This window comes from Telmatobacter bradus, assembly GCF_048629425.1.
Classification (GTDB): domain Bacteria; phylum Acidobacteriota; class Terriglobia; order Terriglobales; family Acidobacteriaceae; genus Telmatobacter; species Telmatobacter bradus.
Window position 1 is genome coordinate 3225649 of record NZ_CP184532.1, and the last position, 14953, is coordinate 3240601.

At 59.5% G+C, this 14953-nt stretch carries 15 protein-coding genes; 11 read left to right on the plus strand and 4 right to left on the minus strand.

Features of this window, described 5'->3' with window-relative positions; genetic code table 11:
- Positions 1 to 64: 64 nt before the first annotated feature.
- The 5 genes from ACOBR2_RS13310 (at position 65) to ACOBR2_RS13330 (ending at position 5653) form a co-directional block, all read left to right on the plus strand.
- The gene (locus tag ACOBR2_RS13310) at positions 65 to 817 is read left to right on the plus strand and encodes a (Fe-S)-binding protein (protein ID WP_420236600.1); all 753 of its coding nucleotides are present in this window, start codon (positions 65 to 67) and stop codon (positions 815 to 817) included.
- Positions 814 to 2295, plus strand: a complete 1482-nt coding sequence (locus ACOBR2_RS13315) for a lactate utilization protein B (RefSeq protein ID WP_420236601.1) — start codon at positions 814 to 816, stop codon at positions 2293 to 2295. The genes ACOBR2_RS13310 and ACOBR2_RS13315 overlap by 4 nt, the downstream gene beginning before the upstream one ends.
- Positions 2292 to 2960 (plus strand): LutC/YkgG family protein, encoded by a 669-nt coding sequence (locus ACOBR2_RS13320; RefSeq protein ID WP_420236602.1) that lies wholly within the window; start codon positions 2292 to 2294, stop codon positions 2958 to 2960. The genes ACOBR2_RS13315 and ACOBR2_RS13320 overlap by 4 nt, the downstream gene beginning before the upstream one ends.
- A 106-nt stretch (positions 2961 to 3066) precedes the next feature.
- Entirely contained in the window at positions 3067 to 4176 is a 1110-nt protein-coding gene (locus ACOBR2_RS13325) for a substrate-binding domain-containing protein (RefSeq protein WP_420236603.1), read from the plus strand.
- Positions 4177 to 4234: 58 nt separating this feature from the next.
- A complete protein-coding gene (locus tag ACOBR2_RS13330) occupies positions 4235 to 5653 on the plus strand; it encodes a rhamnulokinase (RefSeq protein ID WP_420236604.1) in 1419 nt (472 codons plus the stop codon).
- A 79-nt stretch (positions 5654 to 5732) separates the two neighbouring features.
- On the opposite strand, the gene ACOBR2_RS13335 is transcribed toward ACOBR2_RS13330, so the two are convergent.
- From ACOBR2_RS13335 to ACOBR2_RS13345, 3 genes are all read right to left on the minus strand, one after another.
- Positions 5733 to 6707, minus strand: a complete 975-nt coding sequence (locus ACOBR2_RS13335) for an aldo/keto reductase family protein (protein WP_420236605.1) — start codon at positions 6705 to 6707, stop codon at positions 5733 to 5735.
- 267 nt (positions 6708 to 6974) lie between these two features.
- A complete protein-coding gene (locus ACOBR2_RS13340; RefSeq protein WP_420236606.1) occupies positions 6975 to 7772 on the minus strand; it encodes an enoyl-CoA hydratase/isomerase family protein in 798 nt (265 codons plus the stop codon).
- A gap of 188 nt (positions 7773 to 7960) precedes the next feature.
- Complete coding sequence (locus ACOBR2_RS13345) at positions 7961 to 8551, minus strand: D-glycero-alpha-D-manno-heptose-1,7-bisphosphate 7-phosphatase (RefSeq protein ID WP_420236607.1); 591 nt, start codon at positions 8549 to 8551, stop codon at positions 7961 to 7963.
- Positions 8552 to 8977: 426 nt separating this feature from the next.
- On the opposite strand from ACOBR2_RS13345, the gene ACOBR2_RS13350 reads away from it, so the two are divergent.
- The 6 genes from ACOBR2_RS13350 to hypD all read left to right on the plus strand — a co-directional run bounded on the left by ACOBR2_RS13350 (position 8978) and on the right by hypD (position 14436).
- Positions 8978 to 10840 carry an ABC transporter ATP-binding protein gene (locus tag ACOBR2_RS13350; protein WP_420236608.1) on the plus strand — a complete coding sequence of 621 codons (1863 nt, stop codon included), beginning with the start codon at positions 8978 to 8980 and terminating at the stop codon, positions 10838 to 10840.
- A 6-nt stretch (positions 10841 to 10846) separates the two neighbouring features.
- Entirely contained in the window at positions 10847 to 11740 is an 894-nt protein-coding gene (locus ACOBR2_RS13355; RefSeq protein WP_420236609.1) for a YicC/YloC family endoribonuclease, read from the plus strand.
- Between the two features lie 132 nt (positions 11741 to 11872).
- Positions 11873 to 12613: a guanylate kinase gene (gene gmk, locus ACOBR2_RS13360; RefSeq protein ID WP_420236610.1), complete on the plus strand. Its 741-nt coding sequence runs from the start codon at positions 11873 to 11875 to the stop codon at positions 12611 to 12613.
- Positions 12603 to 12833, plus strand: coding sequence for a DNA-directed RNA polymerase subunit omega (gene rpoZ, locus ACOBR2_RS13365; protein WP_420236611.1), 231 nt, complete (start codon positions 12603 to 12605; stop codon positions 12831 to 12833). The genes gmk and rpoZ overlap by 11 nt, the downstream gene beginning before the upstream one ends.
- A gap of 134 nt (positions 12834 to 12967) precedes the next feature.
- Positions 12968 to 13303 carry a HypC/HybG/HupF family hydrogenase formation chaperone gene (locus ACOBR2_RS13370; protein WP_420236612.1) on the plus strand — a complete coding sequence of 112 codons (336 nt, stop codon included), beginning with the start codon at positions 12968 to 12970 and terminating at the stop codon, positions 13301 to 13303.
- Positions 13300 to 14436: a hydrogenase formation protein HypD gene (hypD, locus tag ACOBR2_RS13375; protein ID WP_420236613.1), complete on the plus strand. Its 1137-nt coding sequence runs from the start codon at positions 13300 to 13302 to the stop codon at positions 14434 to 14436. The genes ACOBR2_RS13370 and hypD overlap by 4 nt, the downstream gene beginning before the upstream one ends.
- 207 nt (positions 14437 to 14643) lie before the next feature.
- Here hypD and ACOBR2_RS13380 read toward each other — a convergent pair whose 3' ends face one another.
- Complete coding sequence (locus tag ACOBR2_RS13380; protein WP_420236614.1) at positions 14644 to 14871, minus strand: hypothetical protein; 228 nt, start codon at positions 14869 to 14871, stop codon at positions 14644 to 14646.
- Positions 14872 to 14953 lie beyond the last annotated feature (82 nt).

A 14953-nucleotide genomic window follows, 5' to 3' on the forward strand; every position in this document is an offset into this window, starting at 1 on the left:
ATTCATCTTCGGGTTTTCCGCGTCCCGGCTTTATCGCTCTCTATCTGCAGTCTTTGGTGAAACCATGCATGCTTCACTTTTCATCACCTGCTATAACGACACGCTCTTCCCCGAGACGGGCCGTGCGGTCGTCAAGCTGCTGGAAAGGCTGGGCGTAGGGCTGGAGTTCGAACCCCGCCAGACTTGTTGCGGACAAATGCACGCCAACAGCGGATTCCGTGGCGAGGCCTACAGCCAGGCCAAGCGCTTCATTCGCCTTTATCAAGACGCGGAAAACGTCGTGATTCCCAGTTCCTCCTGCGTGGCCATGATCCGCGAGCAGTACCCCACGCTGATCCGCGAACTGGGCAACGAGAGCCTGCGCAAGGAGTTCGATGCGCTGCTGCCGCGCATCTACGAGCTGAGCGAATTCCTCATCGACAAGCTGGGCGTGGAAGACGTGGGTGCGTACTTTCCGCATCGCGTGACCTATCATGCCAGCTGCCATAGCCTGCGCGGCATTCATCTGGGCGAAAAACCCCTGCGCCTGCTGCGCAAGGTGCGCGGCATGGAACTGGTGGAAATGCCGAATATTGATCGCTGCTGCGGTTTTGGCGGTACTTTTTCGGTCAAGAATGGCGAGGTTTCCTCGGCCATGTTGGCGGTCAAGTTGCAGGATATTCTTTCCACCAACGCCGAGTACTGCACGGCCGTCGACAACAGCTGCCTGATGCATCAGGGCGGGGCCATGCACCGTCAGTTCATCAGCATGAAGACGATCCACATGGCCGAGATTCTGGCCAGCACGCAAAGCGATCCGGCGGAGGCGACTCGATGAGCCACGCTACGCAACAGCCCAATCCCCAGCCTATTCCGCAGCCCATTCTTGATCCGCGCTACGCGCCTACCTTTCCGAAGGCTGCGCTCAACGTGCTGAACAACGTGCAGATGCGCAAGAACGTGGGCCACGCCATTGACGTGATCCAGGCCAAGCGCGCCAAGCTGGTGGCCGAAAAAACCGACTGGCAAGAGCTGCGTGAATCAGCCTCGGCCATTCGCATGCACGTGCTTGAAAATCTGGGCCATTATCTGACCCAGTTCGAAGAGCGCTGCACGGCGAATGGCGGCGTTGTGCACTGGGCTGCCGACGCCGAGGAAGCCCGCCAGATTACGCTCGGAATTTTGCGCCAGGAGCAGGCTCTGGATGTCATCAAGATCAAGACCATGACCTCGGCTGAAATCCAGCTGAATCCGTTTCTGGAGTCAAATGGCGTCAAAGCCTACGAGACCGATCTGGCTGAGATCATTTTGCAGTTAGGTGAGCAGGAGCCCTCGCACATCGTAGTGCCCGCGCTGCATGTAAACCGCAGTCAGGTACGCGAGATCTTCTCCCGCACCATGCATCTGAAGGATCTTTCCGATGAGCCCCGCGAGCTGACCAACGCTGCCCGCAATTATCTGCGCTCCAAGTTCCTCTCCATTCCCACCGCCATCAGCGGCGCGAATTACCTGATTGCCGAAACCGGTTCAGTGGCCGTGGTGGAATCGGAAGGCAACGGTCGCATGTGCCTTACCCTGCCAAAAGCGATGATTACCATCGCCGGCATTGAAAAGGTGCTGCCCCGCTTTGAGGATATGGAGGTCATGTTGCAGTTGCTGGGTCGCTCCGCAACTGGCGAACGCATGAACCCCTATAACTCGCTATGGACGGGCGTAACGCCCGGCGACGGACCCGAACGCTTCCATGTGATTCTGCTCGACAACGGCCGTTCGTCGATCCTCAGCCGCCCCACCGAGCGCCAAACGCTGAAGTGCATCCGCTGTGCGGCCTGCATGAACAGCTGCCCGGTCTATCGACAGACGGGCGGTCATGCCTACGGCTCGGTCTATCCTGGCCCCATTGGCGCGATTCTTACGCCGCAGTTGCAGCAGTTGCATCATGCCCAGTCGCTGCCCTACGCATCGTCGCTGTGCGGCGCATGCTATGAGGCCTGCCCGGTCAAGATCAACATTCCCGAGGTGCTTCTGGAACTACGGGCGCGCGTCACCAACCAGGAACGCAAGGATCTGAAGCGCTTCTTCGATCCCATGTACCTGGGCTTGCGCGTCGCCAATCTCCTGTTCAGTCGTGCCAGTTTCTTTCATGCCGCTCAGTTCTTTGGCCGCATTGGAGCCCGACTGCTTACCCGTTCCGACGGCTGGATTCACTGGCTACCCAGTATGGGCGGCAAATGGACCATGACCCGCGACCTGCGTGGGCTGCCGGAACAGACCTTCCATGAGTGGTGGGCACAGCGACAGAAGGAGGCCAAATGAGCCCGGTAATCGATTCGCGACAGAGAGTTCTGGACCGCATCGGCAAAGCGACGCAGTCCGTAGCGAAAAACAATGCAGAGCGCGCCACCGACTACGCCAACCTGCCCCGCAACTATGTACACAAGGGCCGGCGCAGTCGGCAACAGACCCTCGAACTGATGATTGAACGGCTGCGCGAGTACGACGCCGAGGTGATTGAAAGCACCCCGGAGGCGCTGCCTGCCACCATCGCACAGGTGCTGGCGGCCAGCGGTCACAAGTGTTTTGTAGTGCCGCAAAAGCTACCGACAGAGTGGCTTGCCGCAGGATATGATTGGAAAGTTGATCAGGGCCTTACTTCCGCTGAGATCAATCTGGCGGAGGGTGTGGTGACGGCGGCTTTTTGCGCCGTGGCCGACTCGGGCACCATCATCCTGCACCACTCGGAAACAGAAGGGCAAAGGGCGATTACCCTGCTGCCCGACTGGCAACTCTGCATTCTTCGCTCCAGCCAGGTGGTGGAAACCTTGCCGGAGTACTTCAGCCGTTGCACAGCACCGCCACGGCTGCTTACCAGCCTGTCCGGGCCCAGCGCCACGGCAGACATCGAGATGACGCGCATCAAGGGCGTGCATGGACCACGCTACCTGCATGTAATTCTGGTGCGCGACGAAGAGGTCCGCTGATCCTTCCGGCTTTGGCAAGACGCCGCGGAAGCAGATTCAGCAACCTGCTTCGGGCGTCTTGCGATGAAACATATCGATCTCTCAGGGTTAGAGAAGGGAAACGCACTTGGCTAAGGCAAAGATCAAACGACTTTATCTGATTCCAATTCTCTCCAAGGCGCTCGACGTCATCGAGTTGCTGGAGCAAAGTCATAGTTCGCTCAGTCTGGAAGATGTGTACCAGAAGACCCGCATCTCCAAAACCAGCGTCTACCGCATCCTGAAAACGCTCGTCCATCGTGGCTACGTGGCACAGACGCAAAGCGGACAATACCGTCTGGTGTCGCGCCCCCGCCGCCTGCGCTTCGGCTTTGCCGTGCAGAGCGCGGAAATGCCCTTTCCTATCGAGGTTTCACAGAGCGTTACGGCGGCCGCCGCTGCGGCTGGCGTGGAACTGCTGGTGCTCGACAACCGCTACGATCCCGATGTGGCCGTGCGCAACGCCGAAGAATTCGTGGCGCGCCACGTTGACCTCGTGCTGGAGTTCCAGGTGGAAGAAGTGGTGGCGCCGCGCATCGCCCACATCTTCAAAAAGGCCGAGATTCCTCTAATCGCCATCGACGTTCCTCACCCCAACGCTACCTACTTCGGCGTGGACAACTTCGAGGCTGGCTACGAGGTGGGAACCGCCCTTGCGCAACATGCCCAGATCAAGTGGAAGGGCAGCGTGCACCACGTTGTGGGCCTGGGCTTCAGCGAGGCCGGCAGCTTTGTACAAAGCCGCGTTACCGGCGCTTTCGACGGCATTCGCGAACGCCTGAACGAACTTCCGCCAGAGTGCTTTATGCAGATCGACGGTCGCGGCCTGCGTGAATCCAGCCTGAAGGTGATGCGCGACATGCTCAAGGGGCACAAGCCTGGCCAACACATCCTGGTGGCTGCCGCCAATGACACCAGCGCCCTCGGTGCGCTCGATGCCGTACGCGAAGCTGGCTGCGAGGCAGATGTGGCCATCATCGGACAGGACTGCATCCCTGAGGTCATCGAAGAGATCCGCAACGGCTCGGCGATCATTGGCTCCATCTCGCATGAGGTGGAAACCTACGGCCCGCGCCTCATTCAGCTCGGTATTGCCCTGCTCCGCGGCAACATCGTCCCGCCGTACAACTATGTGCGCCACCGCGCCGTCACCCGCGAAACGCTACTTGCCGAAGAGGCTGCGGCGACGAAAAAATAGTCCGCCGCCAGCTTGCCGGTCAGTGTTTGACAGAAAGATTGGAGACCAAGTCCTTACCATGCAGGAACTCGCTCGTGTTGCTCTTGACCTGGGGGCGCAAAGCTGTCGCGTCTCGTTGCTGCGCTGGAATGCCGGCAAACCGTCCATCGAAGTGGTCCACCGCATTCCCAACGCACCGATTCACATCGGCGAGCAACTGCATTGGGATCTGAACGGCATTCTGGCCGGACTGGAAGAAGGCTTGCGCAAGGCCGCGGCCATTGCCACCGAGGGTATTGCCTCGATTGCAGTCGATTGCTGGGGGGTGGACTACGTCCGCCTGGATGCAAACGGCAAACCGCTGCAGCAGCCCTTCTGCTATCGCGATGAACGCACCAAAGCCACCAAGGAAGAGGGCGACCGCCGCATTACGCCCTTTGAACTCTACCAACTGACCGGCGCCATGCCGGTAGCACTGAACACCGCCTACCAGCTGATGGCCGATCCGGCCTGCGGCATCGCCGCCAAAGCCCCGTGGGTGATGATCCCCGAGTACCTCACCCTGTGGCTGGGCGGTCGGCGCGTTAGCGAGTTCACCCACGCTACCCACACCGGCTTGGTCGACCTGAAGACCGGCAAATGGTCCGCCGAAGCATTCAAAACCCTTGGCCTTGAGCTGAGCGCCGCGCCGGAGATTGTGCTTGCCGGAACCGTGGTCGGCAAAGTGCGAGGACCGCTGGCCGCACTGCCAGCCTATGCCAACACCGAGCTGATTATGCCTGCCTGCCACGACACGGCCTCAGCCATCGCCGGCATTCCCACCGACCTGAGCACTGTGGCTTACATCAGCTCCGGCACCTGGTCGCTGGTGGGCACGCGCACCAGCACATCCTGCACCACGCGCCAGGCCTTTGACTCGGGCTACACCAACCTGGGCGCGGCTTCCGGCGATCTGCTCTTCCACTCCATGATCAACAGCATGTGGGTGCTGCAGCAGTGCATGCTCGCCTGGGAAGCGCAGGGACGCAGTTGGGAGATTGGTACGCTGGTCAAGGCTGCCGAGGAAGTGAACCTCTCCACCGGCTTCCTCGACATGGACGCCGAAGCGCTCATGCTCGACACCGACATGCCGAGCCGCATCAACACGGAACTGACTCGTCTGGGCTTTGAGACGATTCCCGATGTGCCCGGCAATGAACCCGTTTTCGCCCGTCTGATCTTCGAAAGCCTGTCGGTGCGTTACGCTGCTGCGCTGGCCAGCCTGGAACAGATGCTCGGCCGCAAGCTGACCGGCATTCACATGCTGGGCGGGGCTAATCGCAACAAGTTGCTGGTAAGGCTAACCGAGGAACGCACCGGCCTGAAGGTCGAGATCGGCCAGACGGAAAGCACCACTGTCGGCAATCTGGCCGTGCAGATGGCCTCCGCTGAACTGGGCGGCAAGCCGGTGAATGCCGAGTCCATCCGCAAGTGGGCCGCGGTTCTCTGTCAGGCTTAGTTTTCTATAACCTAACGAACGATTCGGCTTGGGCCGTAGCCAAAGCCGAATCGTTCGCATCCGGAAGAATCAAAAATAATCAGGCAAACACCACCGCGCCTTCAAGAGCGGCGTCGATCTGCGTCAGGACGTCGTCAGGCAGCGTCACGCCGACGGCGCGCACATTGTCGGCAATCTGCTCCGGACGGGATGCGCCGATGATGGCCGAACTGACTTCCGTACGCCGCAGAACCCAGGCCAGCGCCAGCTGCACCATCGTCAACCCAAGATCCGCCGCAATCGGCTGCAGCTTTTCTACGGCCGTCAGCAGATGATCCGAGCGATAGTGCCGCCCGGCCGTCTCCATGAACTGATTCATCTGCGGATTGGCAGCGCGGCTGTCGGCGGGCGGCGGCTGGCCGGGCCGGTACTTGCCCGTCAGCACGCCGTGTGCCAACGGAGAAAAGGCGAGATTGCCAATCTGATGCCTGCGGCAGGCGGCAAAGACCCCGCTCTCCGGTTTACGCCACAGCATCGAGTACTGCGGCTGGCTAGAGCTGAAGCCAGTGAACCCGGCCTCGGCGCTGATCTTCATTGCCGCATCGATCTGCTCGGCGTTCCACTCGCTAAAGCCGATGGCCCGCACCTTGCCCGAGCGCACAGCCCGGTCGAGCGCCTCCATCGTCTCTTCCAGCGGAGTTTCCGCGTCAAAACGGTGGCACTGGAACAGGTCAATGTACTCCACTCCCAGCCGCTCCAGGCAGCGGTTGAGCTGCTTCTCAATCTGCGCGGCACTCAGGCCGTGATCGGGCTCATCGCCCACCGGAAAAAAGAGCTTGGTGGCCACCAGAAAGCGGTCGCGGGGCGCACTGGCCAAAGCTTCGCCCAGCAGACGCTCGGCCTCGCCCGCGCCATACTGGTTGGCAGTATCGAACATGGTAATGCCGCAGTCCAGCGCGGCATGAATACAGCGGATGGCCTTCTGGCGTTCCACGCCGCCAGCCACGGTCAACCAAGTACCAAAGCTTAACTCAGAAACCTGCAACGGCCCCCGGCCCAATGGTCGCAACTTCATTCTTTCTCCTTGGATACATCTCCAAATGCGAATTCAGCGTCGAATGGATTGTAGTTCAACGATAGAACCGCTGTATCTACAGAAAAACCTCCGCATTGCCGTTCCCTGCCGGGCACGGCAATGCGGAGGTTTTGTCGGGCTATAGCATTTCTCCAATTGCTGTAGAGCGAAAGCTGGATGCTGAGTGGATTTTTCCTTAAGAAAAAGCCCCCTTGCACGCAATTCGACACTGCACGTGTATTGGAGAAATGCTCTAAAAGCTTCGACTTAGCGCAAAGATTTTTTGCTTGGCCAGCAGGGCTTGCGGTGCGCCTTGAACGCGCTCACGCCCTCGCGGAAGTCATCGCCCGAACGGTGCAGGGCGTTGGCGCGGATGGCGTCTTCCATCTCTTCATTCAGGCGGCGATGCGCGCTGCGGGCCAGCAATGCCTTGGTGCATTGCATGGCCTGGGGGCTGTTCTGCAGTAGTGTCTGGGCCAGTGCGTGCGCGGCCTGCTGCAATTCTTCGGCAGCTACAATCTGCGTCACCAGTCCCAGCGCCATGGCCTCGGTCGGCTTCATCAACCGTCCGGTCAGCAGCAGATCACGGGTACGCTTGTCGCCGATCTGGCGCAACAGAAAGCTGGCCTCAATCGCCGGCACAAAACCGACCCGCACTTCGTTGAAGCCGAACTTGGCCTCGGGAGCGGCCAGCGTGAAGTCGGCCAGCGTGGCCAGACTCATGCCCGCGGCAATCGCCGGACCGTTCACAGCCGCAATCACGGGCTTGGGAAACTCGTAGAGCCGCCGCAACAACAGCGCCATGTTTTCACTGTCGCAACGACACTCATCCTCAGTCTGGGCGTGCAGTGTGGTCAGATGTTCCAGATCGAGCCCGGAACAGAATGCCTGCCCAGCCCCGGTCAAAACCACCACCTCGGTGGGTGAATCCACGGCTTCGTTCAGTCCCTGCAACAGTTCCGCAATCATCAGCGGAGAGAGCGCATTACACTTGTCTGGACGATTCAGCTTGATGGTAGTGATGCGGGCTTCGTGCGCGATGAGTAATTGTGAGGTTTCCGCCATAGCAAGCATCCCCTGACGGTCTGGTTGGAATTTGGAAGAGACCGTCTTCGTGCTGCCTATCGTAGCGTGAATAAGCCATCATGGGCCAGTGATTCAAATCACTGGCTCCCAGAAATATCAACAAACACATCCCAAAGAATTTATCTTCCCTTCGGAATTCACCTTCCCCGCGCACCGCTGGAAGAGTTTTACTCGGCCTTGAGTCCACGCAACAACAGATCCACGGCTTCGGCCAGCGATCCGGCCCGGGCCGTGGCCAACTTTGCTGCCTCTTCGGCGGCGGGGCTGGGGTGTTCGCCAGCGGCTACGCAAATGGTCTGCATGCCCAGGATGCGGCCGAACTCGATATCGCCCAGCGAATCGCCGATCATAAGGCTGGTGACAGCTTCAATCTGCGGAAAACGCTGCTGCGCCTGATGGAAGAGGCCCGGCAGCGGCTTGCGGCAATCGCACTGCTTCTTATCGTGCGGGCAGATGAAAAACCCGTCCAGATGCGCACCATAGGCCGCCAGTTCCTGCTGCAAACGCTCGTGCACAGCCTCCACGCCGGCCAGCGTGCTGCGCCCACGGGCCACGCCCCGCTGGTTGGTAACCACCACGGTCAGCAATCCGGCGGCGTTCAAACGCGCTATGGCCTCCGGAACGCCGGGAAGAAGAGAAAACTCCTCCCAGCAAGTCACGTAATTGTCCTCAGGCAGCTTGCGGTTGAGGACGCCGTCGCGGTCAAGAAAAACCGTCCGCAGGGGAGCAGAAAAAGAGATGGACTGGTCGGGATTCACACAGACAGGATAGCAAGCGGGGTTAGCCGGGTTGGTGGGATTGTTTCCTATATCCTCCTGGCTGCGGAAAAACTCGTAGCGGAGGGAGGCAGGGGTTTTAACCCCTGCAAAAAGCGGCAAAATGAGCGCGGGCTTCAGCCCCGGAAGTCTTTCGGAAGTTCGCCGCCAAAGTAAGAAATAGCCCGCGCCTGAAGGCGATACTTGGCGCATCCACTCTGCAGGGGCCTGAAGGCCCCTGCTCCCTCCGCACATACAAACCCACTCTGCGGCGAGTTTTTCCGCAGCCTGTTCAGCCCCTGCATTTGGCTGAAAATACATGCCGAACGCGACCCAGCGCAGGCCGCGCAGATACAATACGGGGATGGTATTCAGTATTTCCACCCGGCGTCTGTTCAGCTGCCACGCCGGGCAGGTGGATCGAAGCGAATGAAGAATTTTTTGCGCCTGCTGCGCTATGGAATTCCCTACGTGCTGCAGATGTTGCCCGGCGTGATGCTGCTGGCCATGGTGGGGGTGTTCGACACCTTTCGCGTGCTTCTGCTGCAGCCCATCTTTGATCAGGTTCTGCGCCCCGATGCGCCGGAAGGCCCCATCTACCTCGGCCTGCCCAAAAGCCCCTGGCATTTTGATCTGCGATCGCTGATTCCACCGGCCATTCACATGCACAATGCGTGGCATGTAGTAGCCTGTGCGCTGGTTCTGGCTACGCTAGCCAAAGGCATCTGTGATTATCTGGGCACCTATCTGGTGAACTACGCCGGCTTTGGCACCATCACCGACCTGCGCAATCATCTGTACGAAGCCACCCTGCGCCGCTCATCGAGCTTCTTTCACAAACACGCGACGGGAACCATCCTTTCCACCCTGATCAACGATGTGGACAGGGTGCAGAACGCCGTCAGCTCCGTAATTGGCGAATTTCTGCAGCAGTTCTTCACCTTTGTGGTGGGACTGGTCTTTGTCATTCGTCTGGGCGGACATCTGAGCTGGGCGCTGGTGCTGTTTATTCCGGTGGTGATTACCTCAGCCCGCAAGATCGGTCGCGAAGTACGTACCCGCACCCGCAGCGGACAAGACAAACTGGCCGAGATTCAGAACATTCTGCATGAAACCGTAACCGGCAACCGCATTGTGAAGGCCTTCAACACCGAGGTGTGGGAAGTCATCCGCTTCAAGACCGCGGCCCGTCGGCTCTTCCGTGCCAACCTGCGCAGCGTGCGCATTCAGTCCATCAGCTCGCCGCTGATGGATACGATTGGCGCCATTGCCATCGCCCTTTTCCTGCTGATCGGACGCAACGAGATTCTGCACGGCCGCATGACCATGGGTCTGTTCGGCGCATTCATCATTCTGCTCTTCAAGCTGTACGATCCGGTACGCAAGTTCGCCTACTTCTACAACAGCTTCCAACAGGCGATGGGCGCGTCTTCGTCGATCTTTGGATTCTTTGACACCGAAGACGACGTCAGGGAAAAGCCGCACGCCATCCACTTCAAGCGCTTTCAGCACTCCGTCAAATTCGAGAATGTGAACTTCAGCTACTCGACGGAAGAGGGCGAACACCAGATCCTGCACGACATCAACCTTGAGGTGAAGGCTGGCGAAGTACTGGCCGTGGTCGGTCCCAGTGGCGCGGGCAAATCCACGCTGGTGAATCTGATTCCGCGCTTCTACGACGCCAGCGCCGGCGCCATCACCATGGACGGCGTGGATCTGCGCGCCATGACGCTCGGTTCACTGCGCAAGCAGGTGGCGCAGGTTACGCAAGAGACCATCCTGTTCAACGACACGGTCAGCGGCAACATCGCTTACGGCCAGTCGGTAGTCAAGCCGGACTTGGTACGCAAGGCCGCGCAGGCCGCACTGGCGCACGACTTCATCGAGCGTCTGCCGCAGGGCTATGAGACAGTGATCGGCGAAAAAGGCTTCCGAATGTCCGGCGGCGAACGCCAGCGCATGGCCATTGCCCGCGCCATTCTGAAGGATGCGCCGATCCTGATTCTGGACGAGGCCACCAGCGCCCTTGACGCCGAGAGCGAATCCCTGGTGCAGGAGGCGCTGGCCAACCTGATGCACGGCCGCACCGCCATCGTCATCGCCCATCGCCTCTCGACCATCCGCAAGGCCAATCGCATTGTGGTGCTGGAAGACGGACGCATTACGGCCATTGGCCCTCATGAAGAGCTGCTGAACACATCGCCCACCTACCAGCGGTTATATTCGCTGCAGTTTATTGATCGGGCCGAAACCGAAGTCGTCACCGCACCGGGAGTACGGACACAGGAGTAAGCAACTATGCCGATCTATTCCATGACGGGATTTGCACGCGTGCAGGCGCGCGTGAACGATCAGCTGGGCTACACGCTCAGCCTGAAGAGCGTCAATCACCGCTTTTTAGATGTGCAGCTGCGCATGTCGTCCTCGCTCGACGGGCTGGAGATGGATCTGCGCAAGGCGCTGAAGGATGCGCTGGTGCGCGGGCATGTGGATGTGACGCTCTCCATCGAGCGCACCACGGCCGCCAAAGCCGGCTACAACCGCGAGTTGGTGGCCAACTTTGTAACCGCCTTCCGCGATGCGCAGGCCGAGCACGGGATCTCTGGCCAGCCGGACCTGAATGCGGCTCTGCGCCTGCCCAATGCGCTGCAGACCGACAATCGCAATGACGAGGATCAGGAAGCGCTGGAAGCCAGCATCCGTGCCCAGATTGTGCCGCTGATCGCGGAACTGAAGACCATGCGCGCCCGCGAAGGCGACTCGCTGAAGACGATTCTGGAAACCACGCTGGACCGGCTGGCCGAGGCCACCGCAGGCGTGGAAGAGTTGCGACCGGAGATTGAGCAGCGCTATCAGGAACGGCTCGCGCAGCGCCTGCAGGCGGCCGTCGGCAACGAGTTCAGCCACCAGCGCGTGCTGGAAGAAGTAGCCATTCTGGTGGACCGCAGCGACGTCAGCGAAGAGCTGGCACGGATGAAGACCCACATCGGCCACTTCCGCGAACTGCTGGCCAACGGCGGCGAACTCGGCAAAAAGCTAGACTTTCTGCTGCAAGAGATGAACCGCGAGGCCAACACCCTGCTCTCCAAAACCGGCAGCGTCGCCGGCAAGGGCACCCGCATCACTGAGCTGGGCCTGGCCATGAAGGCCGAGATCGAAAAGGCCCGCGAGCAGATTCAGAACATAGAGTAGGATATTTGCAAGGCCGTTCTCATCGAGCGGCCTTGCAAAAATGATTCACAAACGACCGAAACAATGCAGATAAAGCACTCATGTTGATAAAGCACACTCGGTCGGCACTTTTTTTTGGAGGCAGCAAGCACTGTGGCAGGGATCCTTTTTATCATCTCCGCTCCTTCGGGTTCGGGCAAAAGCACACTGGTAAGCGAATTGCGTCGGCAGGTCAAGGGAGTTGAATTTGCCGTCAGCTGGACGACGCGCGCCCCTCGCGGCTCAGAAGAAAACGGTCGCGAGTACCACTTCACCACCCGCGAGCGGTTCGAAGAGATGATCGCCGAAGACAAGTTTCTGGAGTACGCCGAGGTCTTCGGCAACCTGTACGGCACGGCGCGGCACTCGCTGGAAGAAGCCCGCCTCTCCGGCCATGACTTGCTGCTCGACATAGACGTGCAAGGTGCGCAGCAGGTACGGGAGCGCATGCCGGAGGCGGTCAGCATCTTCGTCATGCCGCCCACCCCCAAGGTTTTGCGCACCCGCCTGCGCAACCGCAGCCGCGCTGAGGGCTCCATCAACGAGTCCGAACTCTACCGCCGCCTGAGCGAAGCCAGCCGCGAGATTGAAAACTATCACCAGTACGGCTATATTCTGGTCAACGACATTTTGGACAGGGCTGTGGCGCAAATGGAAGCTATCGTGCTGGCCGAACGCTTCTACCGCAATGGAGAATCGATCGCCCTCCGCAGCCGCCGGGTTCTGGAAGTTGCCGCATCCTGCCTGCAGGCCAACAGTCAGGAGCGGGTCAAGCCCGTGCTCGATGCTTTCGGCATTTTTGGAGACAGCGCACAACGGGAATTTAATTTCGGGGAGGACAACGATGACGATTGAAACTACGTTTGATTCGAATTATCGTAAGGTTCTTGTTGCAGCACGCCGCGCCCGGCAGTTGCAGAACGGCTCCCATGCACTGATCCATAGCGATTCGAGTAAAGCCTGCCGAATCGCTCAGGATGAAATCGCCGCAGGCAAAATTTCCTATATCAAAGCAGAAGTTCCGGTCCACAAACCCCTGGTGGAGGGGCCGGCTATTCCCATCATGAGCAGCTAAAAAAGATTCAAACTGGCACGCACTTCCCTGCTGAGCAGTGGGGAAGGTGAATCTGTGCGTCGGAATAAATTTTCCTCCACCGAGTGATTTAAATCACTCGCGCGCGCCCGCCTCCAACGGTATAACGTAGAACTATGTGCCTCGCCATTCCCGGAAAAGTCGAAGAAATCCTCGCTGAAGGGGACCTGCATATCGGCCGCGTCAACTTTGGCGGCGTCGTCAAGCGTGTCTGCCTGGACTACGTTCCCGAGGTTGAAGTCGGTGAATACGTCGTTGTCCATGTTGGCTTTGCCATCTCCAAGCTGGACGCTGAAACCGCTGAAAAAACGCTGGACATCTTCCGCCAGATGGGCGCCCTCGACGAAGAGCTGGCCACTGAGGAGGAAGCCTTTGCCCGCGCCGCCGAGCGTGAACAATCGAACTGCCCCGACGGCAGCTGTACGGCCAAAAAGGACGAGCCCGCCGCATGAAGTATCTGACCGAGTTCCGCAACGGTGAAATCGCCCAGCGCATGGCCCGCGAAATCCGCACCCACTGTACCAAGCCGTGGAAGATCATGGAGATCTGCGGCGGCCAGACACATTCCATCCTCAAAAATGGCATCGACCAGATGCTGCCCGCGGGCGTTGAGATGGTGCACGGTCCCGGCTGCCCGGTCTGCGTTACCCCGCTTGAGCTGATCGACAAGGCTCTGGCCATTGCCGCACGGCCCGAGGTCATCTTCTGCTCCTTTGGTGACATGCTGCGCGTGCCCGGCACCGAGGCCGACCTCTTCCAGATCAAGGGCCGTGGCGGCGACGTCCGCGTGGTCTATTCGCCGCTGGATGCGGTGGAACTGGCACAGAAGAATCCCGACCGTCAGGTGGTCTTTTTCGGCGTGGGCTTTGAAACCACAGCTCCGGCCAACGCCATGGCGGTACACGTGGCCAAGCGGCGCGGACTGAAGAACTTCTCCCTGCTGGTTTCGCACGTTCTGGTGCCGCCTGCCATTGAGGCGCTGCTCAGCAACGAGCGCAACCACATTGACGCTTTTCTGGCTGCCGGCCACGTCTGCAGCGTGATGGGTTTTTGGGAGTATCCGCCACTGGCCGAGCGCTTCAAAACGCCCATCGTCGTCACCGGTTTTGAGCCGCTCGACCTGCTGGACGGCATTCGCCGCGCGATTCTGCAACTGGAAGCGGGCCGCCACGAGGTGGAAAACGCCTATGAGCGCGCCGTCACCTTCGAGGGCAACAAGCCGGCGCAAAAGCTGCTCGGCGAGGTCTTTGAAGTAACCGATCGCGCCTGGCGCGGCATTGGCGTGATCCCGCAGAGCGGCTGGCGCTTGAACGCCGACTATCGCGACTTCGACGCCGATCTGCGCTTTGACACCAGCGGCATTCACACCGAGGAATCGCCCCTCTGCCATGCAGGCGAAGTGCTGCGCGGCACCCTCAAGCCCGCCCACTGCCCGGCCTTCGGCAAAGCGTGCACCCCCCGCCATCCGCTGGGCGCAACCATGGTTTCCAGCGAAGGCGCCTGCGCCGCGTACTTCAACTACGGTCGATTTTTGAGCACCGAAGAACTGGCTGCGGCAGGAAGCAAGACAGCTGTCAGCTCTTAGCTGTCAGCTCTTTTCGTGGCAGAGATGCCTCTTGCCTCACCATAAAAAAATGGGTGCCCCAGGTCTCGCAGAGACCTGGGATGCAGGGACTCTGGCGTATTTTCTGCACGAATAGACTTACTGATTTTTCCTCGATAAAAATTGGCTGAAATAAAGTATTCATCTCAGGCCCCAGAAGCGGGACCTGGGGCACCCATTTCTATGGGACTAACTAAAATGCGGGCCACCTGCCTCATATTTTTTATGTCGCAGAGAATCCACGTTTAACCCAACGAATAAGAAAAAGCCTATTTGCTCAAGCAGCGCTGGGTCGTGCAGGAACTTGACTGCCGCGCGCTCGCACTCACTCGCGCAGGCCGGCGTGAATTGCTCGCCCGCTTTGATATACAAATTTGAAACTGTCTGTCGGACCTTTACTTGCTTTTTCACTGCCACGGAAGAATTGGATGCATCGTCCTTGAATTGTTCCGTGATTCGAAGTCGGTGGCCTATGAATCCAGATCCCGCATCTACTCTG